Source organism: Tepidimonas fonticaldi, assembly GCF_001675355.1.
Lineage (GTDB): Bacteria > Pseudomonadota > Gammaproteobacteria > Burkholderiales > Burkholderiaceae_C > Tepidimonas > Tepidimonas fonticaldi.
The window spans coordinates 390,752-417,209 of sequence record NZ_LZDH01000056.1 but is presented as its reverse complement, the minus strand read 5'-3'; the positions used below and the strand labels follow the sequence as shown (position 1 = coordinate 417,209).

General features: G+C 70.7%; 23 protein-coding genes, 1 tRNA gene and 1 pseudogene. 14 read left to right on the top strand and 11 right to left on the bottom strand.

The genetic code is table 11. The features are described from left to right. Positions 1–53: 53 nt before the first annotated feature. The 6 genes from aroE to A9O67_RS07735 all read left to right on the top strand — a co-directional run bounded on the left by aroE (position 54) and on the right by A9O67_RS07735 (position 6,267). Positions 54–887, top strand: a complete 834-nt coding sequence (aroE, locus tag A9O67_RS07760) for a shikimate dehydrogenase (RefSeq protein ID WP_068609020.1) — start codon at positions 54–56, stop codon at positions 885–887. Between the two features lie 32 nt (positions 888–919). Further along, the gene (gene tal / locus A9O67_RS07755; protein WP_068609018.1) at positions 920–1,876 is read left to right on the top strand and encodes a transaldolase; all 957 of its coding nucleotides are present in this window, start codon (positions 920–922) and stop codon (positions 1,874–1,876) included. A gap of 22 nt (positions 1,877–1,898) precedes the next feature. Then, positions 1,899–2,594 carry a glutathione S-transferase family protein gene (locus A9O67_RS07750; protein WP_068609858.1) on the top strand — a complete coding sequence of 232 codons (696 nt, stop codon included), beginning with the start codon at positions 1,899–1,901 and terminating at the stop codon, positions 2,592–2,594. Between the two features lie 42 nt (positions 2,595–2,636). Beyond that, complete coding sequence (locus A9O67_RS07745; protein WP_068609016.1) at positions 2,637–3,113, top strand: MerR family transcriptional regulator; 477 nt, start codon at positions 2,637–2,639, stop codon at positions 3,111–3,113. Positions 3,114–3,123: 10 nt separating this feature from the next. Continuing rightward, positions 3,124–3,200, top strand: a tRNA-Pro gene (locus A9O67_RS07740). Positions 3,201–3,435: 235 nt separating this feature from the next. Further along, positions 3,436–6,267, top strand: a complete 2,832-nt coding sequence (locus A9O67_RS07735; protein ID WP_068609014.1) for a DNA methyltransferase — start codon at positions 3,436–3,438, stop codon at positions 6,265–6,267. A 157-nt stretch (positions 6,268–6,424) separates the two neighbouring features. Here A9O67_RS07735 and A9O67_RS07730 read toward each other — a convergent pair whose 3' ends face one another. The 5 genes from A9O67_RS07730 to pmbA all read right to left on the bottom strand — a co-directional run bounded on the left by A9O67_RS07730 (position 6,425) and on the right by pmbA (position 11,455). Beyond that, complete coding sequence (locus A9O67_RS07730; RefSeq protein WP_068609013.1) at positions 6,425–6,961, bottom strand: hypothetical protein; 537 nt, start codon at positions 6,959–6,961, stop codon at positions 6,425–6,427. Positions 6,962–7,013: 52 nt separating this feature from the next. Next, positions 7,014–7,904 (bottom strand): hypothetical protein, encoded by an 891-nt coding sequence (locus A9O67_RS07725; RefSeq protein WP_068609010.1) that lies wholly within the window; start codon positions 7,902–7,904, stop codon positions 7,014–7,016. A gap of 7 nt (positions 7,905–7,911) precedes the next feature. Beyond that, complete coding sequence (locus tag A9O67_RS07720; RefSeq protein ID WP_068609008.1) at positions 7,912–9,432, bottom strand: hypothetical protein; 1,521 nt, start codon at positions 9,430–9,432, stop codon at positions 7,912–7,914. A gap of 203 nt (positions 9,433–9,635) precedes the next feature. Next, complete coding sequence (apaG, locus tag A9O67_RS07715; RefSeq protein ID WP_068609006.1) at positions 9,636–9,998, bottom strand: Co2+/Mg2+ efflux protein ApaG; 363 nt, start codon at positions 9,996–9,998, stop codon at positions 9,636–9,638. 41 nt (positions 9,999–10,039) lie between these two features. Then, positions 10,040–11,455: a metalloprotease PmbA gene (gene pmbA, locus A9O67_RS07710; RefSeq protein WP_068609003.1), complete on the bottom strand. Its 1,416-nt coding sequence runs from the start codon at positions 11,453–11,455 to the stop codon at positions 10,040–10,042. A gap of 22 nt (positions 11,456–11,477) precedes the next feature. On the opposite strand from pmbA, the gene yjgA reads away from it, so the two are divergent. Continuing rightward, positions 11,478–12,101 (top strand): ribosome biogenesis factor YjgA, encoded by a 624-nt coding sequence (gene yjgA / locus A9O67_RS07705; RefSeq protein WP_068609001.1) that lies wholly within the window; start codon positions 11,478–11,480, stop codon positions 12,099–12,101. A gap of 12 nt (positions 12,102–12,113) precedes the next feature. Next, on the top strand, positions 12,114–12,710 hold the full coding sequence (gene mog, locus A9O67_RS07700; RefSeq protein ID WP_068608999.1) for a molybdopterin adenylyltransferase: 597 nt from the start codon (positions 12,114–12,116) through the stop codon (positions 12,708–12,710). A gap of 577 nt (positions 12,711–13,287) precedes the next feature. Here the strand turns inward: mog and cysE are convergent. Then, positions 13,288–14,259, bottom strand: a complete 972-nt coding sequence (cysE, locus tag A9O67_RS07695; RefSeq protein ID WP_408033412.1) for a serine O-acetyltransferase — start codon at positions 14,257–14,259, stop codon at positions 13,288–13,290. Continuing rightward, positions 14,181–14,945: pseudogene (locus A9O67_RS07690) on the bottom strand (RNA methyltransferase); the annotation flags it as partial. The pseudogene A9O67_RS07690 and the gene cysE, both read right to left, overlap by 79 nt. Here A9O67_RS07690 and A9O67_RS07685 point away from each other — a divergent pair. The 5 genes from A9O67_RS07685 to A9O67_RS07665 all read left to right on the top strand — a co-directional run bounded on the left by A9O67_RS07685 (position 14,944) and on the right by A9O67_RS07665 (position 21,191). After that, entirely contained in the window at positions 14,944–15,897 is a 954-nt protein-coding gene (locus A9O67_RS07685) for an inositol monophosphatase family protein (RefSeq protein ID WP_068608993.1), read from the top strand. The pseudogene A9O67_RS07690 and the gene A9O67_RS07685 sit on opposite strands and share 2 nt — an antisense overlap. A gap of 30 nt (positions 15,898–15,927) precedes the next feature. Then, a complete protein-coding gene (mutS, locus tag A9O67_RS07680) occupies positions 15,928–18,606 on the top strand; it encodes a DNA mismatch repair protein MutS (RefSeq protein WP_068608991.1) in 2,679 nt (892 codons plus the stop codon). A gap of 86 nt (positions 18,607–18,692) precedes the next feature. Beyond that, a complete protein-coding gene (locus A9O67_RS07675) occupies positions 18,693–19,385 on the top strand; it encodes a protein-L-isoaspartate O-methyltransferase family protein (protein ID WP_068608989.1) in 693 nt (230 codons plus the stop codon). 10 nt (positions 19,386–19,395) lie between these two features. Next, positions 19,396–19,746: a rhodanese-like domain-containing protein gene (locus A9O67_RS07670; protein ID WP_068608987.1), complete on the top strand. Its 351-nt coding sequence runs from the start codon at positions 19,396–19,398 to the stop codon at positions 19,744–19,746. A 74-nt stretch (positions 19,747–19,820) separates the two neighbouring features. Then, complete coding sequence (locus A9O67_RS07665) at positions 19,821–21,191, top strand: TolC family outer membrane protein (RefSeq protein ID WP_068608985.1); 1,371 nt, start codon at positions 19,821–19,823, stop codon at positions 21,189–21,191. Here A9O67_RS07665 and A9O67_RS07660 read toward each other — a convergent pair. From A9O67_RS07660 to A9O67_RS07650, 3 genes are read right to left on the bottom strand one after another with little or no spacing between them, the layout of a single operon-like run. Next, on the bottom strand, positions 21,166–22,512 hold the full coding sequence (locus A9O67_RS07660; RefSeq protein ID WP_231960263.1) for a 3-deoxy-D-manno-octulosonic acid transferase: 1,347 nt from the start codon (positions 22,510–22,512) through the stop codon (positions 21,166–21,168). The two genes, A9O67_RS07665 and A9O67_RS07660, sit on opposite strands and share 26 nt — an antisense overlap. 58 nt (positions 22,513–22,570) lie before the next feature. Further along, complete coding sequence (locus tag A9O67_RS07655) at positions 22,571–23,662, bottom strand: glycosyltransferase family 4 protein (RefSeq protein ID WP_068609856.1); 1,092 nt, start codon at positions 23,660–23,662, stop codon at positions 22,571–22,573. Between the two features lie 24 nt (positions 23,663–23,686). After that, positions 23,687–25,093 carry a phosphomannomutase/phosphoglucomutase gene (locus tag A9O67_RS07650; protein WP_068608981.1) on the bottom strand — a complete coding sequence of 469 codons (1,407 nt, stop codon included), beginning with the start codon at positions 25,091–25,093 and terminating at the stop codon, positions 23,687–23,689. 138 nt (positions 25,094–25,231) lie between these two features. On the opposite strand from A9O67_RS07650, the gene A9O67_RS07645 reads away from it, so the two are divergent. After that, complete coding sequence (locus tag A9O67_RS07645; RefSeq protein WP_068608979.1) at positions 25,232–26,137, top strand: DMT family transporter; 906 nt, start codon at positions 25,232–25,234, stop codon at positions 26,135–26,137. Here the strand turns inward: A9O67_RS07645 and A9O67_RS07640 are convergent. After that, on the bottom strand, positions 26,082–26,444 hold the full coding sequence (locus A9O67_RS07640) for an integration host factor subunit alpha (protein WP_068608977.1): 363 nt from the start codon (positions 26,442–26,444) through the stop codon (positions 26,082–26,084). The genes A9O67_RS07645 and A9O67_RS07640 overlap by 56 nt on opposite strands. Positions 26,445–26,458: the final 14 nt, after the last annotated feature.

Genomic DNA, 26,458 nt, shown 5'->3' with positions numbered 1-26,458 from the left:
TCAGCCGCGCACGGGTAGCCAGCACCCCGGCCGGGATCGGCGACAATGCCCGCATGGACCGTTATGCCGTGATCGGCCACCCCATCGGCCACAGCCAATCGCCCCGCATCCACACCCTGTTCGCCCAGGCCACGGGCCAGGCCCTCACCTACACCGCCATCGAGGCTCCGCTGGACGGCTTTGCCGCCACGGTGGACGCGTTTCGCGCCGCGGGCGGGCGGGGCGTCAACGTCACGCTGCCGTTCAAAGTCGAAGCCTGCGCCTACGCCAACGACGTCAGCGAGCGTGCCCGCATCGCCGGCGCGGCCAACGCCCTGGCTTTCGACGGCCCCCGCTGCCGGGCCGAGAATTTCGACGGCATCGGCTTGGTGCGTGACATCACGGCCAACCTGGGCCAGCCCATCGCCGGCCGGCGCGTGCTGGTGCTGGGGGCCGGGGGGGCCGCGCGCGGCGCCTTGCAGCCGCTGCTCGCGGCGGGCCCCGAGCGGCTCTTCGTCGCCAACCGCAGTGCGGACAAAGCACATGAACTGGTGCAGTCCTTCCACGCCCTCGGACTGGGCCGGGGTGTGCTGGCCGCGGGCGGCTGGGCGGACTTGCCGGCCACGGGGGCGTTCGAAATCGTCATCAACGCCACGTCGGCCAGCCTGACGGCCGACGCCTTGCCTCTGCCCGCAGGGGTTTTTGCGCGCGATGGTTTGGCCTACGACATGGTGTACGGCAAGGGGCTCACACCCTTTCTGCGTCAGGCGCGCGAGGCCGGCGTCGGCCACCTGGCCGATGGCGTAGGCATGCTGGTCGAGCAAGCCGCGGAGGCCTTTGCCTGGTGGCGCGGCGTGCGCCCGGACACCCGGCCCGTGATCGATCAACTGTCCGTTCCCCTGACCTGACCCCGCGCACTCCCCTTCCCCTGCACGGCACCATGAACCAGCTCGACGCCCTCAAGCGCCACACCACCGTCGTCGCCGACACCGGCGACTTTCTGCAGATCGCGCAGTACCAGCCGCGCGACGCCACCACCAACCCGTCGCTGATCCTGAAGGCCGCGCTCAAGCCCGACTACGCCCCGCTGGTGGACGAGGTGCTGGCGCGCCATCGCGACCGCCCGCTCGACGAACGCGTGGACCGGCTGCTGGTGCGCTTCGGCTGCGAGATCCTGCGCATCGTGCCGGGCCGCGTCTCCACCGAGGTGGATGCGCGCCTGAGCTTCGACGCCGCCGCCACCGTGGCGCGCGCCCGCCGCCTCATCGCGCTCTACGAGGCCGAGGGCGTGCCGCGCGCGCGCGTGCTGATCAAGATCGCCGCCACCTGGGAGGGCATCCGCGCCGCCGAGCTGCTGGAGCGCGACGGCATCCACACCAACCTCACGCTGCTGTTCAGCTTCTGCCAGGCGGTGGCCTGCGCCGACGCCGGCGTCCAGCTGATCTCGCCGTTCGTCGGCCGCATCTACGACTGGCACAAGGCGCGCGCCGGCGCGCAGTGGGACGAGGCCGCGATGGCCGGCCCGAACGACCCCGGCGTGCAGTCGGTGGCGCGCATCTGGCGCCACTACCGGCACTTTGGTATCCGCACCGAGGTGATGGGCGCCAGTTTCCGCAACACCGGCCAGATCCTGGCGCTGGCCGGCTGCGACCTGCTCACGATCAGCCCGGAGCTGCTGGCGCGCCTGGCTGCCACCCCGGGCGACGTGCCGCGCGCGCTGGACGAGGAGGAAGCCCGCCGCGCCGACCTGCCGCAGGTGCACTACCGCGCCGACGACGAGGCGGCGTTTCGCCTCGCGCTCAACGACGACGCCATGGCCACCGAGAAGCTGGCCGAAGGCATCCGCCTGTTCTGCGCCGACGCCCAGCGGCTCGATGCGCTGATCCGGTCCCGCTGACCCAACGGAGCCCCCCATGACCCTGCTGGTCGTCCACCACCTGGAGCACTCCCGCTCGCACCGCGTGCTGTGGTTGCTGGAAGAACTGGGCGTGGCCTATGAGCTGCGCACCTACCCCCGCGACGCCCGCACCCGGCTGGCGCCGCCCGAGCTGAAGGCCATCCATCCCCTGGGCAAGGCGCCCGTCATCACCCACGGCGACGTCACCGTGGCCGAATCGGGCGCGATCCTTGAATACCTGGCCGAGTCCTTTCCGCCCGCGCCGGACGGCGAACTGGGGAATCTGGTGCCGCCGCCGGGCACCGCCGCCCACCGCGACAACCGGTTCTGGATGCACTTCGCGGAAGGCTCGCTGATGAACTGGGTGGTCATGAAGCTCGTGTTCGTCAACATCCCCAAGCAGCGCATGCCGTTCTTCGCACGCCCGATCGCGCGCGAGATCAGCCGGCAGGTGCTGCAGCGTTTTGTCGACCCCAACATCGACGCCGCGCTGGGCCTGCTGGAGCAGACGCTGCGCGACCGCCCCTGGCTGACGGGCCAGCGGCTGGCCCTGGCGGATTTTCAGATGAGCTTTGCGGTGGAGGCCGCACTGGCCCTGGGCGGACCGCAGACGGCTGCACGCTTCCCCGGCGTCGCCGCCTACCGCGAGCGCTACCGTGCCCGACCCGCGTACCAGCGCGCGCTGGCCAAGGGCGGGCCGGAAATCATGGGCGTCTGACGCGGTTGCGGTAAATTTGCGGGTTTGGGAGTCCCGAACACCATGTCCAGCGACGACGCGCTGCCCCCCATTCCGCCCAAGCGCTACTTCACCATCGGCGAGGTGAGCGAGCTGTGCGGCGTCAAGCCGCATGTGCTGCGCTACTGGGAGCAGGAGTTCACCCAACTGCGCCCGATGAAGCGCCGCGGCAACCGGCGCTACTATCAGCACCACGAGGTGCTGATGATCCGCCGCATCCGCGAACTGCTGTACGACCAGGGCTTCACCATCCATGGGGCGCGCAACCGCCTCGCCGAACTGGCCCAGCAGGAGCGCGACCAGCGCAAGGCCCCCCCGGACGCGCCCGCCGGCGCCCCCGAAGCGCCGCAAGCGGCCGCCGGAACCCAACCCACCCCTGTGTTGCCCCTCACCGCTGGCGCGGAACAGCGGCATGCCCTGCTCGCGGAGCTGCGCGCCATCCGGGCGTTGCTCGAACCGGCGACGCTGGCGCCGGGGAAGGCCGCGGAAAACACCGTATAATTTCGGCTCTCGGCGTGTAGCGCAGCCTGGTAGCGCACTTGCATGGGGTGCAAGGGGTCGCGAGTTCGAATCCCGCCACGCCGACCAATCAAACCAAGGGCTTACGCGAGCGATCGCGTAAGCCCTTTTCCCTTTTTCAGCGACGCAACGGACGCCGTGTGCCGCTGCGGACACCCGTCGCAGGCCCCGCTGGACGCGGATAAATGCCGCGAGTGAGCACGCCGAGGCCGCGGCCGGCTCACCCGACCCGCCTGCGCTATGCTGCTACCCTCGGCGGTGCCACCCGCACGCCGCGCCGCCACCAAGAGGGAGGATCCGCCCCGTGCCGCTGTCGTGGAACGAGATCAAGCACAAGGCGCTGGCCTTCGCCAAGCGCTGGGAAGGCGCCAGCCGCGAAGACTCGCAGGCCAAGCCGTTTTGGCTGGATTTCTTCGACATCTTCGGCATCAGCGACAAGCGGGTAGCCACCTTCGAGCACGCCGTCAAGCGGCTGGGCGGCCCCAGGGGACGCACCGACGGCTTCGTCGATCTGTTCTGGCCCGGCATGCTGCTGGTCGAGCACAAAAGCCGCGGCAAGGACCTGGACCGCGCCATGGAGCAGGCGATGGGCTACCTGCACGGCATCGCCGAGCGCGACTTGCCGCAGCTCGTCGTGGTTTGTGACTTCGCGCGCTTTCGCGTGCGCATGCTGGCCAGCGGGGAAGAACGCGAATTCGCGCTGGCGGACCTGCACAAGCACATCCGGCTGTTCGGCGCGCTGGCCGGCTACAAAGTCCACGCCATCCAGCCGCAGGACCCCGTCAACATCCGCGCCGCCGAACGCATGGGCCGGCTGCACGACATGCTCAAGGCCAGCGGCTACGGCGGCCATGCGCTGGAAGTGCTGCTGGTGCGTTTGCTGTTCTGCCTGTTTGCTGACGACACCGGCATCTTCCAACCCGCGCAGGCGCTGCGCCAGTTCATCGAGGAACGCACCGCCCCCGATGGCAGCGACCTCGGCCCGAGGCTGGCGCAGCTGTTCCAGGTGCTCAACACCCCCGAGGCCCAGCGCAGCCGCACGCTGGACGCGCAACTGGCCGCGTTCCCCTACGTCAACGGCCGATTGTTCGAGGAAGTGCTGCCGATGGCCGACTTCGACGCCCAGATGCGCGATGCGCTGCTGGACGCCTGCGCGCTGGACTGGTCGGCCATCAGCCCCGCCATCTTCGGCAGTCTGTTCCAGTCCATCATGGACGAGCAGGCGCGCCGCCAGCTCGGCGCGCACTACACCTCCGAGGACAACATCCTCAAGCTGATCCGCCCGCTGTTCCTCGACGCGCTGTGGGAAGAGTTCGAACGCGTGCGCCACCACCGCCAGCGGCTGTGGGAGTTCCACCAGAAGCTGCGGCGGCTGACCTTCTTCGACCCGGCGTGCGGCTGCGGCAACTTTCTGGTCATCAGCTACCGCGAGCTGCGCCGGCTGGAGCTGGAGGTGCTGCGGGCCAGCTACCAGGACGGCCAGCAGATGCTGGACATCCACCAGTTCATCCGCGTGGACGTGGACCAGTTCTACGGCATCGAGATCGAGGAGTTCCCGGCCCAGATCGCACAAGTGGCGCTGTGGCTGGTGGACCACCAGATGAACCTGCGCGTCAGCGAGGAGTTCGGCCTCTACTACGCACGCATCCCGCTGCGCTCCAGCCCGCACATCGTGCACGGCAACGCGTTGGCGCTGGACTGGAACACCGTGCTGCCGGCGGCACGCTGCAGCCACGTGCTGGGCAACCCGCCGTTCGTCGGCGCGAAAAACCTGGACGACGGGCAACGCGCCGAGATGCGCTCCGTCTGCGCCGGCATCGACAACGCCGGGCTGCTGGACTACGTGACGGCGTGGTACGTGAAGGCAGCCCGCTACCTGCAGGATGCCCGCGCCACCCAGCCCGACGGCGCACTGCCTCCCACCGCGGCCTTCGTGTCCACCAACAGCATCACGCAGGGCGAGCAGGTCGGCGTGCTGTGGAGCTGGCTGCTGGCGCAGGGCGTGCGCATTCACTTCGCGCACCGCACCTTCCAGTGGAGCAACGAGGCGCGCGGCAAGGCCGCGGTGCACTGCGTCATCATCGGCTTTGGGCTGCACGACACACAGCCCAAACGCCTGTTCGACTACGAGCACCCCCGCGGCGAGCCACTGGAGCGCCGCGTCGAGCGCATCAATCCGTATCTGGTGGAAGGCCCCGACGTGCTGCTGCCACGGCGCAGCCAACCACTGGCGGCGGTGCCGCCGATCGGCATCGGCAACAAGCCGATCGACGGCGGGCACTACCTGCTGACGCGCGAGCAGCGCGACGAGCTGCTGGCCCGCGAGCCGGCCGCCGCGCCGTGGCTGCGCCGCTGGCTAGGGGCCGAGGAGTTTCTCAACGGCGCCGAGCGCTGGGTGCTGTGGCTGCGCGACTGCCCGCCGGCGCAGCTGCGCGCCATGCCCGAGGTGATGCGGCGCGTGCAGGCGGTGCGCAACTACCGGCTGCGCAGCCCCAGCGCCCCCACCCGGCGGCTGGCCGACACCCCGACGCGCTTTCACGTCGAAAACGTCCCGGAGGCGCCGTATCTGGTCATCCCCAAAGTCTCATCCGAGCGCCGAGAATACCTGCCGATCGGCTTTGAGCAGCCCAGCACACTTTGCAGCGATCTGGTGTTCATCGTGCCCGGCGCCACGCTCTACCACTTCGGCGTGCTGTCCAGCGCCATGCACAACGCCTGGCTGCGCGCGGTGTGCGGCCGGCTCGAAAGCCGTTTTCGCTACTCCGCCGCCATCGTGTACAACAATTTCCCGTGGCCCGAACTGCCCGACGATGCCCCGCCCGGCAGCCCCGCGCACCGCGCCCGCGCCGCCATCGAAGCCGCCGCGCAGGCGGTGCTGGACGCGCGGGTGCCCTTTCAGCAAGGGCCGCAGCCGGCGACGCTGGCCGACCTCTACGACCCGCTGACCATGCCGGCGGAGCTGCGCCGCGCCCACCAGCGGCTCGACGCTGCGGTGGACGCCGCCTACGCGTTGTCGGGCGGCCCGCGCCGCTACGCCAGCGACGCGCAGCGCGTTGCCGAGCTGTTGCAGCGCTATCAACGCCTGACCAGCCTGCTGCCGGCAGGGCCAGCCCGGCGCGCCCGGGTGCGCCGCTGAACGGTGGCCCACCGGTGCAGGCCGACGCCAGCAGCAGCCTGCGCGGGTACTGGTCGCATCGAACACGTCCCAGCCCCGTGGTCGGCTGGGCTTTCTGGACCTATCCGGAGCAGAGCTGGACAGCAAGAACCCCTGCGGGGGTCCCCGCGCTCACCCTTCACCACTTGCGCGGCTTGAACCCCTTCGGCGTCGTCAGCTCGAACATGTCGTCGCGGATGCGCGCGGTGTAGAGGCCCGCCGCTTGGGCCTCTTCCTCCACCCCAGCGTCCCAGTCGATGCCGGCCAAAATCCCCACGCGCGCCTTGCCCTTGAGTTCCGGCAAAAAGTCGAACAGCGTCTCCAGCTGCTCGATCAGCTGGCCGATCGCCTCGCGCTTGACGCGGCTCTTGACCTCCACCACCACGACCGTGTTGACCTTGCCGTTGGCCCAGGCCAGCACGTCGTATTCGCGCTCGCGGCCGTCCTTGCGGATACGGCTGCGCGGGTTGACGATTTCCATGTGAAAGCGCCGCCGCAGCAGCTTTTCCATCGTCGGCAGCGCCATGCCCTCGGCGAAGTAGCCGAACTTGTCGCCCAGCCCGCCGATCTGGCGCTTGAGCTCGCGCAGCTGGCGGTCGGTCTCGCGGCTCTGCTCGGCCAGCGCGGCAATCATGGCCTTGAGTTCGTCCCACGAGAGGTCGGTGGTGGCGGTCATCTCGGTCCAAGCGGTATCAGTCAGCGCAGTCCCAGTCTAGCAGAGGCTAGTGTTACTCATCGGCCCCCCAAGCACTGCCGATCCACAGCCCAATCAGCAGCGGCCAGACCCAGCTGCCGCGCCGCGGTGGGGCGGATGGCGGCGTGGCAGCGGCTGCCTGCGCCCACGCTGCCCGTTGGGCCGCGGCGTGCTGCACCACCGCTTGCCGTTGCAGCGGCGTCAGCCCCGCCCCGACCGCCAGCGCCGAGGCGAGGGCCAGCAGCCCCGCCGCGAGGGGAATGACCAGGATCACCGAACCGATCAGCCACAGCAGCACGCCCAGGATCAGTGCGACCAGGAACATCTGATCCTCGACCATCCAAAACCACAGCGTGACGGCCACCGGCGCGGCAAGCATCCAGACTACCCAGTGCTGCTCGAACACCTCGCCGAGGTAGCTGCCCAGCCCCTGCGCGGACCACGAGGGACGCCCAGGCCGGTGTCGCGCGACGCGCGGTGCCGTGCGGGTTGCGCGCGCGGCAGGCCATGCGATGATCGCAGCGCCCGCCCTCGCGCGGGCACGCTTGCGCCGCAAGCGGCGCAGCCGCCTGCGTTGCCACAGCGCGAAGGGATGGCTCAGGAAGGGCTCACGCGGCTGGGGCTGGCGGCGCCACGGTCGGTGCCACCGCTGTCGCCATGCCCACTCGATGGCCATCGAAAGGAACGTCAGCGGCGCCAGCAGCCACCACGGCACGCGCAGCAGCGCCGCCACCACCACCCCGATGGCGACGACGAAAAACGCCACGATGAACGCCACCGGCATGAGCAGCCAGAGTGGCTCGTGCGGAAACAGGCTGACGTAGTAGCCCGCCAGCCCGGCAACGCCCAGCATCAGCCAGCCCTGCACATGCACGCGGTAGCGGTGGCGCAAGAAGGCGGCAAAAGGAGTCAAGCGCTCGCTCATGTCGGCCTCAGTCAGGGTAGCCGCGCAGCCGGTTCCAGCGCCGCCACATCTCCAGGGGCTTGCGCTCGGGGTCGGGCTCGTTCAGCCAGGCGTCCCATTCGGCCATGTAAGCCCGCACGAGGACGCGGTAGCGCGGATCGCGCATCCGCGCCCGGTAGCTTTCGGGGTCCACATCCTCATCCTCGGGGCCGGACCAGGTCGTGCGCCGGAAGCGCTCGCGCGCCTCGTTCAGCCGCGGGGTCAGCCACTGGCCGTCGTCGGTTTCCGTCAGGTCCTCTGCCAGAAGGCTGTTGACGGCTTCATCCAGCCCGAAGCCGCAAACGTCGCAGTCTTGGACCTCGATCCACACGTCATCGGTGGACGGGTAGCCGCACACCGGGCAGACGATGTCCACCGGCGAGGCGTCGAGTTCCCAACAGCGCAGCCGGCGCTGGTCGATCGGGTCGAGGCTGGCACGGTTATCGAAGCGGGGGCCATGCGCCACCGGCCAGCGCCAGTTGGAGCCATCGCAAGCGGCCAACAACTGCTCCCGGGTGATGCGGCCGTCCTCCCAATACAGCAGCGCATGGCCGCCGCGCACGTCGATGACCACCGCACGCCGACCTTGCCCGTCGGCCACGTGGCTGCCTCGGGCCATCGGCAGCCGGGGCCGGATCGCCTGCACGATGGCGGCCTTGGCATCGCGACAGGCCTCGCTGACCTGCATGCAGGCCTGGAAAAGTTCTCGTTTGTTGGCGGCGCGGAAACCCTCCTGCCCAGCGCGCACGGCATCGCAGACGCTCTGGATCTGCCGCACCGCCTCCTCCCCCGGGGGATCGTCGTCGAACAACATGCTCCACGCCGCCTGCGTGGCATCCAGCGCAAAGGACTCGCCCTTGAGCAGGCTCAGCGTCCAGCCGACCGGATCGTCCGCGAACGCTTCCGAGAACCGGCCGAACTCCACATGGCGCACCAGCAGCAGGTAAAACCACGCCACGCGCGCCGGCAAGGGCCAAGGCGGCGGCTCCAGGGACGGCACCTCGGCCACGGACAGCCAAGGCTTGCGCCACCGGCGTCCGTTTGCCTCGTGCGCCGGCGCCTCGCCGGAGGCCGCACTGGGCAGGATGGCATCCCACATCGCACCCAGGCGGTGCACCAGGTCGGCCCGCGGCTCGCGCCAACGGATACCGGCCAGCGCGCGAGCCTTGTCGAAGGGCTCGTCCCCATCGGCCCGCATCAGGCCGAGTTGCAGGCGACCGTCGGGCTCGGGCTGCGCCCACAGCCAGAGGGTGTGCGCCTGCGTGTCCAGAGGCACCGCGGCGGGCAGCAACCCCCAGGCCACCGCCAGCGACCAGAACCACAGGTCGAAGAACTGCGCGCCGTTGTCACCGAGCGAAACGACGGTGCGCTCATCCCACGACGGCTCGACCACGAAGTCGATTGTGTCGGGCTCGGGGTTGAGCAGACGCAGCGCGGGCGGCGTGGTCAGCTCGCGCACGACGGTGGGTTCGACCGAGGGCGTGGCGCCGTAGTGCAGATCGAAGGTCATGGCGAAGCCCTCCCTGGGCCGGCATGCGCCGTCGCTCGCAGTTCTTCGGATCCGGGTGGCCTCTCTGCCCCATGCACCCGCAACCGCGGTCCCGAGGCTCAAGCGTCCGAAACGATGAGAGGCTAGATTCATTCTAGCCCTTGACGCGGCAGCTTGTCACTCTGCCGCCGCCCTGTGGGCATCGAGGCCAAGCCCCACCCGCATCACGACGCCTTGAGCACGAACGGCGCAATCGCCGCCTCGAACCGGGTGCCGTCCACGGCGACGCAGAAGTAGTGCCCGCTCATGATGCCCATGGGCGTGCGCAGCTCGGCCGAGCTGGTGTAGCGAAATGCCTCGCCGGGGTGCAGCAGCGGTTGCTGGCCCACGACGCCCAGACCATCGACCACCTGCGTGCGGCCTTCGGCGTCCTCGATCTCCCAATGGCGGGCGATCAATTGCGCGGCGACGTCGCCCACGTTGTGGATGGTGATGGTGTACGCGAAGCGGTAGATGTCGTCGGCGGGCGACGAGTGCTGCGGCAGATATTCCGGTTCCGCGTCGCAGGTGAAGTGGTAGCGGGCCATGGTCGGATGGTAATCCCTGTTCCGTTGGCCCTGCGCCCACCTCAGCTGCCGGCCACCTTCATGCGGTTGACCAGCACCGAGCCGATGTTCTTGGCCCCCAGGTTGTACACATCGGCGCCGATGGCTTCGATGCCCAGGAACATGTCCTTCAGGTTGCCGGCGATGGTAATTTCCTGCACCGGGTAGGCGATGACGCCGTCCTCGACCCAGAAGCCGGCTGCGCCGCGCGAGTAGTCGCCCGTGACGGGGTTGACGCCCTGCCCCATCAGCTCGGTGACGAACAGGCCGCGCCCGAGCTTGCGCAGCATGGCCGGCAGGTCATCGCCCGGCTGGGTGAGGCGGCTGCTCATGAGCAGGTTGTGCGAGCCGCCGGCGTTGCCGGTGGTGCGCATGCCGAGCTTGCGTGCGGAATAGGTGCTCAGGAAGTACCCCTTGACGCACCCCGCGCTGACCACGGCACGCGCCAGCGTGCGCACGCCCTCGTCGTCGAAGGGCGCGCTGCCCTTGGCGCCGATCAGGTGCGGGTCTTCCTGGATGTCGATGTGCGCCGGAAACACCTGCCGCCCCAGACTGTCGGGCAGGAAGGTGGTGCGCCGGTACAGCGCCCCGCCGCTGACCGCCTGCACGAAGGCGCCGAGCAGTCCCGCCGCCAGCGGCGCGTCGAACAGCACCGGACACTCGGTGGTGGCGATCTTGCGCGGCCTCAGGCGCGCCAGCGCCCGTTCGGCGGCGTAGCGGCCCACCGCCTCGGGACTGGCCAGCTCGGCCGGATCGCGCATGGAGCTGTACCAGTAGTCGCGCTGCATGCCATCGCCCTTGCCGGCGATCGGCGACACCGACAGGCTGTGGCGCGAGCTGGCATAGCCGCCCGCGAAAATGCCCTGCCGCCCGCGTGCGCCGCCGCGCATGTGCTCGGCCCAGAAATGCGATTGCTGGGCGGAGACGGCCGCACCCTCGCTGTTGGTGATGCGTGGGCTGACGGCGAAGGCGGCGGCCTCGCAGCGCAGTGCCAACTCCAGCGCGTCCTCGGCCGAGATCGGCCAGGGGTGGAACAACGCCAGGTCCGGGTAGTCGTTGGCGACGTCGATCTCGTCGGGCAGGCCGGCGGCCGGGTCCTCGGCGGTGAAGCGGGCGATGTCGTAGGCGGCCTGCACCGTGCGGCGGATGGCGTCGGCCGAGAAGTCCGAGGTCGAGGCGTTGCCGCGCCGCCGGCCCAGGTAGACCGTGACGCCCAGCGACTTGTCGCGGTTGCGCTCGACGTTCTCGAGCGCGCCGCAGCGCACCGAGACGCTCAGGCCGCTGCCCTCGGAGATTTCGACGCCGGCGTCGGTGACGCCCAGTTGGCGGGCGTGCCGCAGCGCCAGATCGGCCAGCGACTGGAACTGCTCCTGCGAGAACTGGAAGCCCGGCTGGGCGCCGGAGACGGCACGGCGGGCCTTGGAACGGGTGGCATTCATGTGGCTGGCTATGATACCGGCCATGCCACGCAAGCCACCCAAGGGGTATTTCGTCAAAGGTCACTTCGTCGCCTACGGCAGCGAGGAGGACGCCGAGCTCAAGCGCGCCGCCAAATGGGACGCCGAGCACAGCAAGACCGACCTGAAGAAACGCAGCGCCCACCTGCAGGCGGTGGGCGAGCAGCTGCTCACGCTCAAGGCTTCGCTGCTGGAGCGGCTGGTCCTGCCCGACACGCTGCTCGACGCCGTCGCCGAGGCCAGGCGCATCGACGACTTCGAGGGCCGGCGGCGCCAGCTCCAGTACGTCGGCAAGCTGATGCGCCGGCTGGACGAGGACCAGGTCACCGCGATCGAGGCCGCGATCGCGGAGCAGCACCAGGGCAGCGCCGCCGAGACGCAGCGCTTGCACGAGGCCGAACACTGGCGCGAGCGGCTGATCGCCGACGACGCAGCACTGGACGCGTGGCGCGACGTCGAGCCCAACGCCGACTGGCAGCGTCTGCGCGCCCTGATCCGCCAGGCCCGCAAGGACGCCGAGGCACGCCCCGACACCGCCCCCGGACAGGCCCAGCGCCAGGGCCGGGCCTTCCGCGAACTGTTCCAGCACGTGCGCGCGGCGCTGGACGCCCGCGCCGCATCCGCCTGACCGCACCCGACCATGAGCGCCTTCGACCCCGTTACCATCGGCATCATCTCCATCAGCGACCGCGCCAGCCGCGGCGTCTACGAGGACCAGGGCCTGCCCGCGCTGCGCGAGTGGCTGGGCCGCGCACTGAAGAATCCCATCACTTTCGTCGAGCGGCTGATCCCCGACGAGCGCGAGCGCATCAGCGCGACGCTGATTGAGCTGGTGGACGCCGGCTGCTCGCTGGTGCTGACCACGGGCGGCACGGGACCGGCGCCGCGCGACGTCACGCCCGAGGCAACGCTGGCCGTGGCCGACAAAGAGATGCCGGGTTTCGGCGAGCAGATGCGGCAGATCGGCCTGCGTTTCGTGCCCACGGCGATCCTGTCGCGGCAGGTGGCGGTGATCCGCGGGCGCTGCCTGATCATCAACCTGCCGGGACAACCCAAGTCGATCGCCGAGACGCTGGAGGGCCTGCGCGACGCCGACGGCAGGCCGGTGGTGCACGGCATCTTCGCCGCCGTGCCCTACTGCATCGACCTGATCGGCGGACCGTATCTGGAAACGGACGACGCCGTGTGCGCGGCCTTTCGGCCCAAATCGGCCGTGCGCCCGCCGCGCGCCCCTTGATCGCCTACCGTGGACGCCCCCGTCCCCCCACACGCCGCCTCCGCCCGCGATCGCGCAGCGGCTGCGGCAGCTGGATGCGCGGCTGGACATTGGCGTGCGCGAGCTGGGGCTGGGCCTGATCGCCGTCGCCGACCGGGAGGGGGTGGTGGTGGCCTCAGGCGAGCCCCCGGGCATCCGCTCCTTCGTGGGCAACTGCTACCGCGACGGGCCACTGTACGCCGCCGCACGCGAGGGGCAATCGGCCCGCATGTTCATGGTCGGCGAAACGACCGGCCGGCGCAGCATGGTTTTTGCCGAACCCGTGATGGTGGACGGCCGCTTCGTGGGGTATGTGGGGGTGTCGATCACCCTGGACGAAGGCGTGCTGCCCGCCGAAGCGGACAACGCCATCGTCAGCGACGCACACGGCGTCGTGGTGCTCAGCCGTGAGCGGCGCTGGTTGTTCCGCCGACTGGTGCACGTGCCCGCCTGGCCCCCGCCGCCAGCGGAAGGCTGGCCCATCTATGGCGGCCAACCGCCACGGCTGTGGCCCTGGCAGCCGGGCGCGACCGGGTTCGCTGGGCCAACGGCACCGACCTCATTTGCCCACCAGCTGATTGAGCCGCTCGGCCTCGAAGTGCTCGGTCTTCGCGGCATCCGACGGCACGCAGTCGCCACGTTGTGCGCACGCCAGCTTCTCGATGGCCTGCCACAACAGCGCGATCTGGTGCTCGTGGCCGGCGGCGTTGTCGATCAGGCCGCGCAGCGCCTGACTCAGCGGATCGTCGTTTTGCGTCACGCCGTACGCCGAAAAGCCCATCTTGGCCGCGGCGGCCTCGCGCTTTTCGTCCGCATCGGCCACGATGATGCGCGCCGGGTTGCCCACCGCCGTGGCGCCGGCCGGCACCGGCTTGGTCACGACCGCATTGCTGCCGATCTTGGCCCCGTCACCGACCGCAAAGCCCCCCAGCACCTTGGCGCCCGCCCCCACGATCACATTGCAGCCCAGCGTGGGGTGGCGCTTGGCGCCCTTGTAGAGCGACGTGCCACCCAACGTGACCCCGTGGTAGATGGTGCAGCCGTCGCCAATCTCGGCGGTCTCGCCGATCACCACGCCCATGCCGTGGTCGATGAAGACGCGCTCGCCGATGCGCGCGCCGGGGTGGATCTCGATGCCCGTGAGCCAGCGGTTCCAGTGCGAAATCCAGCGCCCCAGCCACTTCCAGCCCGCGTTCCAGCACGCGTGCGCCAGCCGGTGCAGCACGATGGCGTGAAAGCCCGGGTAGCACGTCACCACCTCCCAGCGCGAGCGCGCCGCAGGGTCGCGCTCCAGGATGGCGTCGATGTCGGCTTTGAGGCGTCGAAACATGGCGGGCGGGCGGCGGTGGGATGCAGAGTCTAGCGCCTGCCGCCGCGGGCGGCGGCGATCATCGCGCGCGCCACCCCGCGCAGGATGTGGACTTCGGACGCGGTCGGCGCGGCGCGCTGGAACAGCAGGCGCAGCCGCGGCATCAGCTTCTTGGGCGCGGCGGGGTCCAGATAACCCACGGCGACCAGCGCCTCCTCCCAATGCGCCAGCATGGCCGAGACGGTCGGCGCGTCCGCCGGTGGCTCGGCCGCGGGGCCGCGGGCCCGCGCCGGCGCCGACTCGGCGTCGAAGCCACCCAGCGCCTGCCGCCACTCGTACGCGATCAACTGCACCGCCGCCGCCAGGTTGAGCGAGCCGTAGTCCGGCGCCGTGGGGATGCGCAGACACACATGGCAGCGGTAGACATCCTCGTTGGCCATGCCGTAGCGTTCGGGGCCGAACAAAAACGCCACCCCGACCACCTCACCGGCACGGGCGCGCGGCGCCAGCGCGGCCAGATGTTCCCGCGGCGCGGCCGTCGGGGGGCCAAAGTCGCGCGGGGTCATCGCGGTGGCGCACACATGATCCATGCCCCCCAGGGCTTCGTCCAGCGTATCCACCACGCGGGCGCGGGCCAGCACATCCGTCGCGCCGCTGGCCCGCTCGATGGCCTCGGGGCGCTGCAGCACGTCCGGCCAGCGCGGCCGCACCAGCACCAGATCGCCAAAGCCCATGACCTTGAGCGCGCGCGCCGCCGCGCCGACGTTGCCGGCGTGGCTGGGCTCGATGAGGACGAAGCGGGTGGGCGTATCCGGGCGCACGGTTTGGCGAAACGGTGGGGCATCGGTAGAATCCCGCGTATTGTCGCTGCCATCGCGCAGCCCCCGTCGCTCTTGCCCACAATCCATGTCCTCCCACCTCCATCCCATGCTCAACGTGGCCATCAAGGCCGCGCGCGCCGCCGGCGCCCTCATCAACCGGGCCTCGCTGGACCTCGACACCCTGCGCGTCGGCGCCAAGCAGACCAACGATTTCGTCACCGAGGTCGACCACGCCGCCGAAGCCGCCATCATCGAGACGCTGCTGGGCGCTTACCCCGACCACGGCATCTGGGCCGAGGAATCCGGCCGCCGGGAGGGCAAGGGCAAAGGCCGCGCCTTCACCTGGATCATCGATCCGCTGGACGGCACCACCAACTTCATCCACGGCTTTCCGGTCTATTGCGTGAGCATCGCGCTGATGGTGGACGGGCGGCTGGACCAGGCGGTCATCTACGACCCGTCGCGCAACGACCTGTTCACCGCCAGCAAGGGCCGCGGCGCCTACCTCAACGACCGCCGCATCCGCGTGGCCAAGCGCACCCAACTGCGCGACTGCCTGTTGAGCACGGGTTTCCCCTTCCGCCCCGGCGATGCGTTCCAAACCTATTTGCGCATGCTGGGCGACGTGATGCCGCGCGTGGCGGGCGTGCGCCGGCCCGGTGCCGCGGCGCTGGATCTGGCCTATGTGGCTGCGGGCTTCAGCGACGGGTTTTTCGAGACGGGTCTGAGCCCATGGGACGTGGCAGCCGGCGCGTTGCTGGTCACCGAGGCGGGCGGCCTGATCGGCAACTTCACGGGCGAAGCCGACTTCCTGGAACAAAAGGAATGCCTGGCGGCCAACCCGCGCATCTACGGGCAACTGGTGGGGGTGCTGGGCAAGTACAGCAAGTTTGCCCCGGTGCGCGACAAGATGGCGCTCGACAGCCAAAGTGCCGAAGGCGTGTCGCGCGAACGCGCTGCCGACGAGCGCACGGGCGAACGCGCGAAGGATGATGCGCCCGCCGGCGAAGCGCCGGGCGCCGGCGATGCCCCGTGGTGATCGCTGCGTGATTGGTCCCCGCTGCTGACGATGGTGACGGCCTCCGCGTCGCCCCCCGGTGCCATCGGCGGCGCGCCCCCCGCGCCGCTGGAAGCGCACACGCCCATGATGGCGCAGTGGCTGCGCATCAAGGCAGATTACCCCCACACGCTGGTCTTTTACCGCATGGGGGATTTTTACGAGCTGTTCTACGACGACGCCCACAAGGCCGCGCGGCTGCTGGACATCACGCTGACCACGCGCGGGCAGTCGGCCGGCGCCCCGGTGGTGATGGCCGGCGTGCCGGTCCATTCGGTGGAGACCTACTTGGCCCGGCTGATCCGGCTGGGCGAGTCGGTGGCCATCTGCGAGCAGGTGGGCGACGTGGCCACCGCCAAGGGGCCGGTGGAGCGGCAAGTGGTGCGCGTGGTGACACCCGGCACCCTAACCGACAGCGAACTGCTGGCCGACAAGACCGATGCGCTGCTGCTGGCCTTGCACGTGGGGGCACGCCGGCGCTGCGGGCTGGCCTGGCTGGCCGTGACCGAAGGCACCGTCCACCTGGCCGAATGCGACTGGGCCGAGTTGCGCGGCTGGCTGCAGCGCCTGGCCCCGCACGAGGTGCTGCACGGCGGCGACCTGGCGCCAGCGGCCGAAGCGGAGCTGCGCAGCTGGCTGGACGCCGCGGCTGCCGCCGTGCGCCCGGCCCTGACGGTGCGGCCGGCCTGGGCCTTCGACGCGGCCCTGGGCCAGCGCAAGCTGTGCGACCAGCTGCAAGCGGCCACGCTGGCGGGCTGGGGGGCGCAGGACCTGCCCGAGGCGCACGCCGCGGCATCGGCGCTGCTGGACTACGCCGAACACACCCAGGGCCGGCAACTGGGGCATGTGCGTGCGCTGCGCGTGGTGCGGCCGCAAGAGTGGATCGAGCTGCCCGCGACCACGCGCCGCAACCTGGAGCTGACGCAAACCCTGCGCGGCGAGTCCGCGCCGACCCTGCTGTCCCTGCTGGACACCTGCGCCACCGGCATGGGCAGCCGACTGCTGCGGCGCTGGCTGTTGGAGCCACCGCGCGACCGCGCCGTCGCGCGCGAGCGGCTGGCCGCCATCGGCGTGCTGCGCACCCACGGCCCCGACGATCTGCGCCGCGGCCTGCGCGGCCTGAGCGACGTCGAGCGCCTGGCAGCGCGCATCGCGCTGCGGCAGGCACGCCCGCGCGAGCTGGCCGGCCTGACGCAAACGCTACAACGCGCCGACCACCTGGCCCAGGCGGTGGCGATGTTGGCCGACACGCACCCCGCCACGCTGCTGCAGCGCTTGGCCGCCGACCTGCGCCCGCCGCTGGAGGTGGCAGCACTGCTGGCGCGCGCGCTGCTGCCCGAACCCGCGGCCCTGATCCGCGACGGCAGCGTGATCGCACCGGGTTACGACGCCGAGCTGGACGAGCTGCGCGCCATCCAGGCCAATGCGGACGCCTTTTTGCTCGACCTGGAAGCGCGCGAGCGCGCCCGCACCGGCATTGCCAACCTGCGCGTGCAGTACAACAAGGTGCACGGCTTCTACATCGAGGTCACGCAGGGGCAGCTCGACAAGGTGCCGGACGACTACCGCCGCCGCCAGACGCTGAAAAACGCCGAGCGCTTCATCACGCCGGAACTCAAAGCCTTCGAGGACAAGGCGCTCAGCGCCCAGGAGCGCGCGCTGGCGCGCGAGAAGTGGCTCTACGAGCGGCTGCTGGATGAGCTGCAGCCCTTCGTGCCCGCGCTGGGCACCCTGGCGCGGGCGCTCGCCACGCTGGACGTGCTGGCGGCGCTGGCCGAGCGGTCGCTGACCCTGGACTGGCAGGCCCCCACCTTCGTGCCCGAACCGCGCATCGAAATCCGCCAGGGCCGCCACCCCGTGGTGGAAGCACGCCTGCAGGAAACCGGCGCCGGCCCCTTCATCCCCAACGACACGGTGCTGGACGCGCGCACACGCCTGCTGATCATCACCGGCCCCAACATGGGCGGCAAGTCCACCTACATGCGCCAGGTGGCGCTGATCGTGCTGCTGGCCAGCATCGGCAGCTATGTGCCGGCCCGCAGCTGCCACCTGGGGCCGATCGACGCCATCCACACCCGCATCGGCGCCGCCGACGACCTGGCCAACGCGCAGTCCACCTTCATGCTGGAGATGACCGAGGCGGCGCAAATCCTGCACAGCGCCACCGAGCACAGCCTGGTGCTGATGGACGAGATCGGCCGCGGCACCTCCACTTTCGACGGGCTGGCGCTGGCCAGCGCCATCGCTACGCACCTGCACGACCGCGTGCGCGCCTTCACGCTGTTTGCCACGCACTACTTCGAGCTGACCGAGTTCCCCGCGCGCCACCCCGGGGCCGTCAATGTGCACGTCAGCGCGGTGGAAGGCAAAGGCCGGGAGATCGTTTTTCTGCACCAGATCGAGCCAGGCCCGGCCAGCCGCAGCTACGGTGTGCAAGTGGCCCGCCTGGCCGGGGTGCCGGCCGCCGTCGTGCAACAGGCCCGGCACACCCTGGCACAACTGGAGGCGGAAAGCGCCCGCGCGCAGCAGCAGATCGACCTCTTTGCCGCCGCGCCGGAGCCCGAACCCACCGTCGCCAGCGAACACCCGGTGCTGCAACGGCTGGCCGAGCTGGACCCGGACGCCCTGAGCCCGCGCGACGCGCTGGACGCCCTCTACCGCCTGCGGGCGCTGCTGGAGCGGGGTGGCTGAGCATGGCCCCCTCGGCCCCCGGCCCCAACCCATGCTTCGGTAGAATTGATCGAATTGCCCGCCAGATATACCCACAGGAGTACGGCATGAGCGCCACCGCGTTCGATTTCGAGAAAGCCCGCTTCAACATGATCGAGCAGCAGATCCGCCCCTGGGAGGTGCTCGACGCCACGGTGCTGGCGCTGCTGGGCCAGATCAAGCGCGAGACCTTCGTGCCGCCCGCCTACCAGGCCCTCGCCCTGTCCGATCTGGAAATCCCGCTGTCCCAACCGGCCGTCGAGGGCGAATGCATGCTCGCGCCCAAGGTCGAGGCCCGCACCCTGCAAGACCTGGCCCTCAAGCCCACCGACAACGTGCTGGAAATCGGCACCGGCTCCGGCTACATGGCCGCACTGCTCGGCCGCCTGTCGCGCCAAGTGCTCACGCTGGAAATCAACCCCGCGCTGGCCGAGACGGCGCGTGCCAACCTCGCACGCGCGGGCGTCGGCAATGTGCAGGTCAAGACCGCGGACGCAGCCGCCGGCCGCTTTGCGCCGTGCGTGAGCGAAGCGCCGTACGACGTCATCGTGTTGAGCGGTTCGGTCGCGGAAGTGCCCGCCGACCTGCTGGAGCTGCTGCGCGTGGGCGGCCGCCTGTTCGCCGTGGTGGGTGACGAGCCCATCATGCGTGCCACCCTGGTGCAGCGCACCGGCGAAGCCAGCTACCACAGCGAGCAGCCCTGGGACATCGTGATCCCGCGCCTGCGCAACTTCCCGGAACCCACCCGCTTCCGCTTCTGAGACCGCCGCCATGGTGCCCCACATCCGCCCCGCGCAACTGGCCGACTGGCTGCGGCAGTGCCGCGCGCAAACCCCGGACGCCGAGCCCATCGTGCTGGATGTGCGCGAGCCCTGGGAGGTCCAGACCGCCAGCGTGCGGCCGGATGGCTTCGAGCTGCGGCACATGCCCATGGCCAGCATCCCCATGCGGCTGAGCGAGCTGCCGCGCGAACGGCCCATCGCCTGCCTGTGCCACCATGGGGGGCGCAGCGCCCAGGTGGCGTTCTTTTTGCACCGGCAGGGGTATGAACACGTCGTCAACATCGCCGGCGGCATCCACGCCTGGGCGGCCGAGATCGACCCCTCGATCCCGCAGTACTGACCCGACGGGGCTGCAGGATTCGGCCATTCGTCATATACTCCCACCTGTATAAACCTCTCCAGGGACTGCACGCCATGCCGAAACTCGCCCCATCCTTGGTGCCCCATCGGCCCGCCGCCCGGATCCTGCGCCTGCCAGCGGCTTTGCTGCTCGGCACACTGGCCGGGGTGGCTGGTGTGGCCCACGCCCAAAGCCTGCAATCGCTGCTGGAAGCGGCCCAGAGCTACGATGCCGCCTACCTGGCCGCCAAGGCGCAGTTCGAGGCCAACCGCGCCAAGGCGGAACAGGCCCGCGCCCGGGTGCTGCCCTCCGTCGGCCTGTCGGCCGAGGCCTTCGTCAACCGCCGCGACAGCTCCGCCTCGGTGCTGGACGACACCTTCAACAACCAGACCGTGCGTCTGGCGGCCACCCAGCCGCTGTACCGCCCCGGCAACCAGTTGGAGGTGGAGCAGGCCCAGCGCTCGCTGCAGGCCGCCGAGGCCCAGCTGCAATCGGTCGAACAGGATCTGATCGTGCGCCTGTCGCAGGCGTACTTCGACGTCTTGGGCGCGGAGGACACGTTGACTTTCGTGCGGGCGCAGAAGGCCGCGGTCGAGCAGCAGCTTGCCGCCGCCCAGCGCAACTTCGAGGTCGGCACCGCCACCATCACCGACACGCGCGAGGCGCAGGCGCGCTTCGACCTGGTCGTCGCGCAGGAGATCGCCGCCGAGAACGACCTGCGCGTCAAGAAGCTGGCGCTGGATCAGCTGGTGGGCCGCAGCGGCACGCAGCCGTGGCGGCTGCCCACGCCCGTCACCTTGCCCACGCTGGCTCCCAACGACGTGAACGCGTGGGTGCAGCGTGCGGCGGCCGAGCACCCGAGCGTGCGCGCCGCCCAGGCGGCGCTCGACGTGGCCCGCCTGGAAGTCCGCAAGGCCGAGGCGGCCAAGGGCCCGACGCTGGACGCCGTGGCGCAGTACCAGTTCGCGCGCGCGCCGTCGTCGGTTGCGGCCATCCCCGGGTATCTGCGCAACCAGACCGCCAGCATCGGCGTGCAGTTCAACCTGCCGCTGTACTCGGGCGGCGCCCTGGACAACCGCGTGAAGGAAACCGTGGCGCTGGAAGACAAGGCGCGCAACGACGTCGAAGGCGCGGTACGTGGGGTGAGCCAGGCCACCCGCGCCGCCTTCTTTGGCGTGCAGTCGGGCCTGGGCCAGGTGCGGGCCCTGGAAGCGGCCGAGGCGTCCAGCCAGAGCGCACTGGAGGCCAACCAGCTCGGCTACCAGGTGGGCGTGCGCATCAACATCGACGTGCTCAACGCCCAGAGCCAGCTCTACCAGACCAAGGCCCAATTGGCCAAGGCGCGCTACGACGTGCTGGTCGGCAACCTGCGCCTGCGTCAGGCGGCCGGGGTGCTCAAGCCCGAAGATCTGCAGCCCATCAACGCGCTGCTGCAGGCGCGCTGAGGTCCCACCAGCGCAGCACGGCGTCCACGCAGCGGGCGGCGGCGCCGGCGTGCGTTTGCAGTAACGTTTGGCAACCCGCCTGGGCACGGGCCAGGGCGGGCGGATCGGCCAGCCAGTCCAGCGCCCGGGCCACCGCGTTGGCGAGGTCTGGCACACGCTCGGCGGCACCGGCCGCGATGGCCGCCTCCGACGCCTCGGCAAAATTGAAAGTGTGCGGCCCCATGACCACCGGACATTCGCAGGCGGCCGCCTCGATCAGGTTCTGCCCCCCCAAGGGCGCAAAGCTGCCCCCGAGCAGCGCCACTTGCGCCAGCCCGTAATACCAAGGCATTTCACCCAGGCTGTCGCCCAGCAGGACGTCAGCCTCCCGCGCTGCCGGTGGCCAGACGGGTTCGGCAGCGTCCAGCGGCCCCAGCGTGCTGCGCCGCACGACGCGCAGTCCGGCCTGGCGCAGCAGCGCCTCCACCGCATCGAAGCGCTGGGGATGGCGCGGCACGATCAGCCACAGCGGGCGAATCGGGCAGGTGCCCGCCCCGCGTGTCGTTTGGGCCTGGGCCCGCCATGCGTCGCACCAGGCCGCCTCCTCCCCTTCCCGGCTGCTGGCGAGCATCAGGATCGGCCGCCCGCCGGGTACGTCCGAGGCGGCGGTCGCGGCCTGCCACGCCGCGCGCCACGTTCGCCCCAACCCCCATGCGCCGGGGTGCCACGGAACGTCGAATTTGACGTTGCCCATCGTTCCACCGGCTGGCGGATCGACCGGCGCCCCCAGCGTCCGCAGCCGGTCCGCATCGCCGGCCGTCTGGGCCAACACGCCGGACAAGCCCGCATAGGCCGGCCCCGCCAGCCAGCGCAGACGCTGCGCGCGCCGCCACGAGCGCGCGTTCAGCCGCGCATTGGCCAGCAGCAGCGGCACCCCTGCCGTGCGGCAGCCCTGCACCAGGGCGGGCCAGACTTCGGTTTCCATCAGCACCCCCAACCGGGGGCGGAAATGCGCCAAAAACCGCTGCACAGGCCCCGGCGCATCCCAGGGCAGCCAGACCTGCACATCGCCCGGGCGCAGGTGGCGCCGCCCCTCGGCGCGACCGGTCGCCGTGCCATGGGTCCAGAGGATGCGGATGTCGGGGCGGCGCTCGCGCAAGCGGTCGATCCACAAGGCCGCGGCCCGGGTTTCGCCCAACGACACGGCGTGCACCCACAACCAGCCCTGGGACGGCTCGACGGCATAGCGCCCGAACCGCTCCTCGATGGCTTCCAGATAGCCGGGTTCCTGCCGGCCACGGCTCGCCAGCTTGCGGCGCAACAGGGGTTGCAGCGCGGTCATCACACCCCCGTACAGACCGAGGGCCAGCCGCTCGCTCCACCGCATAGGCGCAGGCGCGTCAGCCGGTAGCGAACAGCCGCGCATACACCGCCCCGATGCCGGCCGCCTCGCGCTCGAGCGAAAACTGCCCCGCCACGCGCGCCCGCGCGGCCTGCCCCATCCGCGCCGCGGCCTGCGGGTCGGCCAGCACCTGCCGCAGCGCCTCGGCCAGCCCTGCGGCATCGCCGGTGTCCACCAGCGCGCCGTTGACGCCGGGCTGCACCAGCTCCTCGAACGCCCCGGTGCGCGAGCACACCACGGCGCAGCCGCACGCCGCCGCCTCGAACGGCGTGAGCCCGAACGGCTCGTAACGCGGGCAGGCCACGCACACCAGGCAGCGCTGATACCAGCGGTGCACCTCGGCCGCCGGCACTTCGCCGAGGAAGCGGATGCGATCCGACAGGCCCGCGGCGTCGATGCGCGCCTGCAGCTCGCGCTGGTAGGCCTCGTGCTGCGGCATCGCGCGGCCGGCGATCACCGCCGTCACGTCCGGCAGGTGCGGCAGCGCGGCGATCATCGCGTCCACGAACACGTCGGTGCCTTTGTCCGGCCGCACGCGCCCGAACACGCCGACGCCAAAGCGCCCCGGCAAGCCGCTGTCGGCCCACGCCGCCAGCTTGTCCGGCGGCGGCGCAAAGCGGGTCAGGTCGATGCCGTGCGGCACCACCGCCGTGGTGTTCGGCACGAAGCTGGCGGCCTTCGGCGTGGTGGCGATCACCGCGTCCATGCGGCTGATCAGCCAGCGCGGAAACCAGCCGTGCCGGTGCTGCGCCGCCGAGGTAAACACCAGCCGCACCGGCAGCCGCAGCACGTCGCGCGCCCACAGGCCGGCGGCCATCTCGTGGTCGCGCCGCACGTGCCAGATGCGGAAAGGCCGCCCCGCCGGCGGCCGGCGCGACAGCGCGATCGCCTGCCGCAGCGTCAGGCCCGGCATGCCGTGCGGCAGCGGCGTGCCGCAGTAGGCCAGCCGCCACTGGCGCGCCTGTATCGGCACCAGCGCGTTGACGGTGGCCGACACGCCGGTGTAGCGCCGCTTCAGGTTGAAGACGATGACCTCCGGGTCGGGGTCCGGGGTGAGGGCGGCGGGGGCGGCGGACGAGGCGGAGGACACGACGGATTCCTGCACGGGCGGGCGTCAATGGGCCGCGTCGCCCACCACCGCATCGGGCTTGACGCGGCGCAGCCAGCCCAGCATTTCGGCCTCGATGCGCGCCAGTGCCTCGGGCGTCTGCCCCTCGAAGCGCAGCACCAGCACCGGCGTGGTGTTGGAGGCGCGGATCAGCCCGAAGCCGTCCGGCCAGTCGACCCGCAGGCCGTCCACGGTGCTGACCTCGGCCGGCGGGGCGAAGCGGGCCACGCGCTGCAACTCGGCCACCAGCCGGTGCGGCTCGCCCTCGGCGCAGGCGACGTTGAGTTCCGGCGTCGAGTGGCTGGTGGGCAAGCCGTCGAGCACGGCACCGGGGTCGGCGTGACGGCTCAGGATCTCCAGCAGCCGCGCGCCGGCGTAGCTGCCGTCGTCGAAGCCGTACCAGCGCTCCTGGAAGAAGATGTGCCCGCTCATCTCGCCGCCCAGCGGCGCGCCGACCTCGCGCATCTTGGCCTTGATCAGCGAGTGGCCGGTGCGGTGCATCAGCGGCACACCGCCGGCGGCGCGGATCGCCGGCGCCAGCCGCTGGCTGCACTTGACGTCGAACACGATGGTCCCCCCGGGCACGCGCGACAGCACGTCGGCGGCAAACAGCATCATCTGCCGGTCGGGAAAGATGTTCTGGCCGCTGGGGGTGACGACGCCCAGCCGGTCGCCATCGCCGTCGAAGGCAAAACCCAGATCGGCGCCCGTGCGCTGCAGGGTGGCGATGAGGTCGCGCAGATTCTCCGGCTTGGACGGGTCGGGATGGTGGTTGGGGAATTCGCCATCGACCTCGCCGTACAGCACCGTCACGTCGCAGCCCAGCGCCCTGAACAGCGCGGGGGCGGAGGCCCCCGTGACGCCGTTGCCGCAGTCGATCACGAGCTTGAGCGGCCGCGCCAGCCGCACCTCGCCGGCGATGCGCGCGATGTACTCCGGCTGAATATCCAGCCGGCGCACCTGCCCGCGCGCGGACGCTGGTGTCAAGCCAGATGCCATGGCCTCGCGCAGGGCCTGGATTTCGTCGCCGTAGATGGCGCGCCCCGCCAGCACCATCTTGAAGCCGTTGTGGTGCTTGGGGTTGTGGCTGCCCGTGACCTGAATGCCACTGCGGCAGTGCGTGGCCGCCGCAAAGTACAGCATGGGCGTGGTGACCATGCCGATGTCCAGCACGTCCACCCCCGCCATCGACAGCCCGTCGATCAGCGCGGCGGCCAGGGCCGGGCTGCTCAGCCGCCCATCGCGCCCCACGGCCACGGTCTGCTCGCCGGCCGCTCGGACCCGGGCCCCAAAGGCGTGCCCCAGCGCCCGGGCAAAGGCCTCGTCGATCACGTCGGGCACCACGCCACGGATGTCGTACGCCTTGAAGGCGTGGGCAGGCAGCGGACGGTGGGAAACGGTCGAATCGGTCATGGGTCTGTGGACGGTCGAGACGGGTGTGTGACAGTGCGCCGATTGTAGGAGGGCTTATGATCGCCCTCCCTGTCGCTCCCCCTGTCGTGCCCCGGCCGGCGACGGCCCGGGCGCCATCACCCCATCCCATCCCGCGCCATGTCGCCCAAGCTTGCGGCCGAGTTTTTGTTTCTGGCAGCCCTGTGGGGTTCGTCCTTTCTGTTCATGCGCCAGGCGGCGCTGGAATTTGGGCCGGTGGCCACCGCCGGCCTGCGCGTGGCCGTCGCGGGCGCGGTGCTGCTGCCGATTCTGGTGCTCAGCGGCCACTGGCGCGCGTTTCGCGCCCACGCGGGGCGCATCCTGTTCGTCGGGCTGATCAACTCGGGCATTCCCTTTGGGCTGTTCGCCTACGCGGTGCTGTCGATCAGCACCGGCCTGACGGCGATCCTCAACGCCACCGTGCCGCTGTTCGGTGCGCTGGTGGCCTGGCTGTGGCTGGGTGATCGCCCAGGGCGCTGGCGCGCCGTGGGGCTGGCGCTGGGGTTTCTGGGGGTGGCGCTGCTGTCGTGGAACAAGGCCAGCTTTACCCCCGGCGGCACGGGCTGGGCCGTGCTGGCCTGTCTGGGCGCCACCATCCTCTATGCCGTGGCGGCCAGCTACACCAAAAAATACCTGATGGGCATTCCCCCCATGGCCACAGCCGCGGGCAGCCAGTTCGGCGCCACCTTGGGCCTGCTGCTGCCCACCCTGTGGACCTGGCCCGCGCAGCCCGCCAGCGCCGGTGCCTGGGCCGCCGTCGGGGTGGCCGGCGTGCTTTGCACCGCGCTGGCCTACCTGCTGTACTTTCGGTTGATCGAGGCCGCCGGCCCCGCCAAAACGCTCACCGTGACCTTTCTGATCCCGGTGTTCGCCATCGGCTACGGCGCGCTGCTGCTGGGCGAGACCATCACCCCCTGGATGGTGGGGTGCGGCATCGTGATCCTGGCCGGGGTGGCGCTGGCCACCGGCCTCATCGATCCGGGTCGCTGGCGGCAGACGCGCCCGAACCCTGCATCGCTCCCTTGAGCTTGGGCGAGGCGTGGAAGGTCACCACGCGCCGCGCCTCGATCGGTACCAGCTCGCCGGTGCGTGGATTGCGCCCCGGGCGCGGGGCCTTCATGCGCACCTGAAACTGCCCGAACCCGGCGATGCGCACATCCTCGCCGGCGATCAGGCGCTCGGCGATCAGCGCAAAAAACGCATCGACGATGTCCTTGGATTCCCGCTTGTTGAAGCCGATGCGATCGAACAGTCGCTCGGCCAACTCGGCCTTGGTCAGGGTCGCGCCGTCACCGGCGTCTTCGGGTTCCGTTCGGGGGTTGCGCGTGGCCATGGCGGCAATCGTAG

Bases quoted from the DNA above. Each gene is read 5' to 3' on its own strand.
- yjgA (WP_068609001.1), top strand. From the start codon at position 11,478: ATGCCACGCAAGCCACCCAAGGGGTATTTCGTCAAAGGTCACTTCGTC.
- A9O67_RS07660 (WP_231960263.1), bottom strand. From the start codon at position 22,512: ATGACCGCGCTGCAACCCCTGTTGCGCCGCAAGCTGGCGAGCCGTGGC.
- apaG (WP_068609006.1), bottom strand. From the start codon at position 9,998: ATGGCCCGCTACCACTTCACCTGCGACGCGGAACCGGAATATCTGCCG.
- A9O67_RS07650 (WP_068608981.1), bottom strand. From the start codon at position 25,093: ATGACCGATTCGACCGTTTCCCACCGTCCGCTGCCTGCCCACGCCTTC.
- tal (WP_068609018.1), top strand. From the start codon at position 920: ATGAACCAGCTCGACGCCCTCAAGCGCCACACCACCGTCGTCGCCGAC.
- A9O67_RS07670 (WP_068608987.1), top strand. From the start codon at position 19,396: ATGGTGCCCCACATCCGCCCCGCGCAACTGGCCGACTGGCTGCGGCAG.
- mutS (WP_068608991.1), top strand. From the start codon at position 15,928: ATGGTGACGGCCTCCGCGTCGCCCCCCGGTGCCATCGGCGGCGCGCCC.
- A9O67_RS07730 (WP_068609013.1), bottom strand. From the start codon at position 6,961: ATGACCGCCACCACCGACCTCTCGTGGGACGAACTCAAGGCCATGATT.
- A9O67_RS07720 (WP_068609008.1), bottom strand. From the start codon at position 9,432: ATGACCTTCGATCTGCACTACGGCGCCACGCCCTCGGTCGAACCCACC.
- A9O67_RS07665 (WP_068608985.1), top strand. From the start codon at position 19,821: ATGCCGAAACTCGCCCCATCCTTGGTGCCCCATCGGCCCGCCGCCCGG.
- A9O67_RS07745 (WP_068609016.1), top strand. From the start codon at position 2,637: ATGTCCAGCGACGACGCGCTGCCCCCCATTCCGCCCAAGCGCTACTTC.
- A9O67_RS07725 (WP_068609010.1), bottom strand. From the start codon at position 7,904: ATGAGCGAGCGCTTGACTCCTTTTGCCGCCTTCTTGCGCCACCGCTAC.
- mog (WP_068608999.1), top strand. From the start codon at position 12,114: ATGAGCGCCTTCGACCCCGTTACCATCGGCATCATCTCCATCAGCGAC.
- pmbA (WP_068609003.1), bottom strand. From the start codon at position 11,455: ATGAATGCCACCCGTTCCAAGGCCCGCCGTGCCGTCTCCGGCGCCCAG.
- A9O67_RS07640 (WP_068608977.1), bottom strand. From the start codon at position 26,444: ATGGCCACGCGCAACCCCCGAACGGAACCCGAAGACGCCGGTGACGGC.
- A9O67_RS07645 (WP_068608979.1), top strand. From the start codon at position 25,232: ATGTCGCCCAAGCTTGCGGCCGAGTTTTTGTTTCTGGCAGCCCTGTGG.
- A9O67_RS07675 (WP_068608989.1), top strand. From the start codon at position 18,693: ATGAGCGCCACCGCGTTCGATTTCGAGAAAGCCCGCTTCAACATGATC.
- aroE (WP_068609020.1), top strand. From the start codon at position 54: ATGGACCGTTATGCCGTGATCGGCCACCCCATCGGCCACAGCCAATCG.
- A9O67_RS07685 (WP_068608993.1), top strand. From the start codon at position 14,944: ATGTCCTCCCACCTCCATCCCATGCTCAACGTGGCCATCAAGGCCGCG.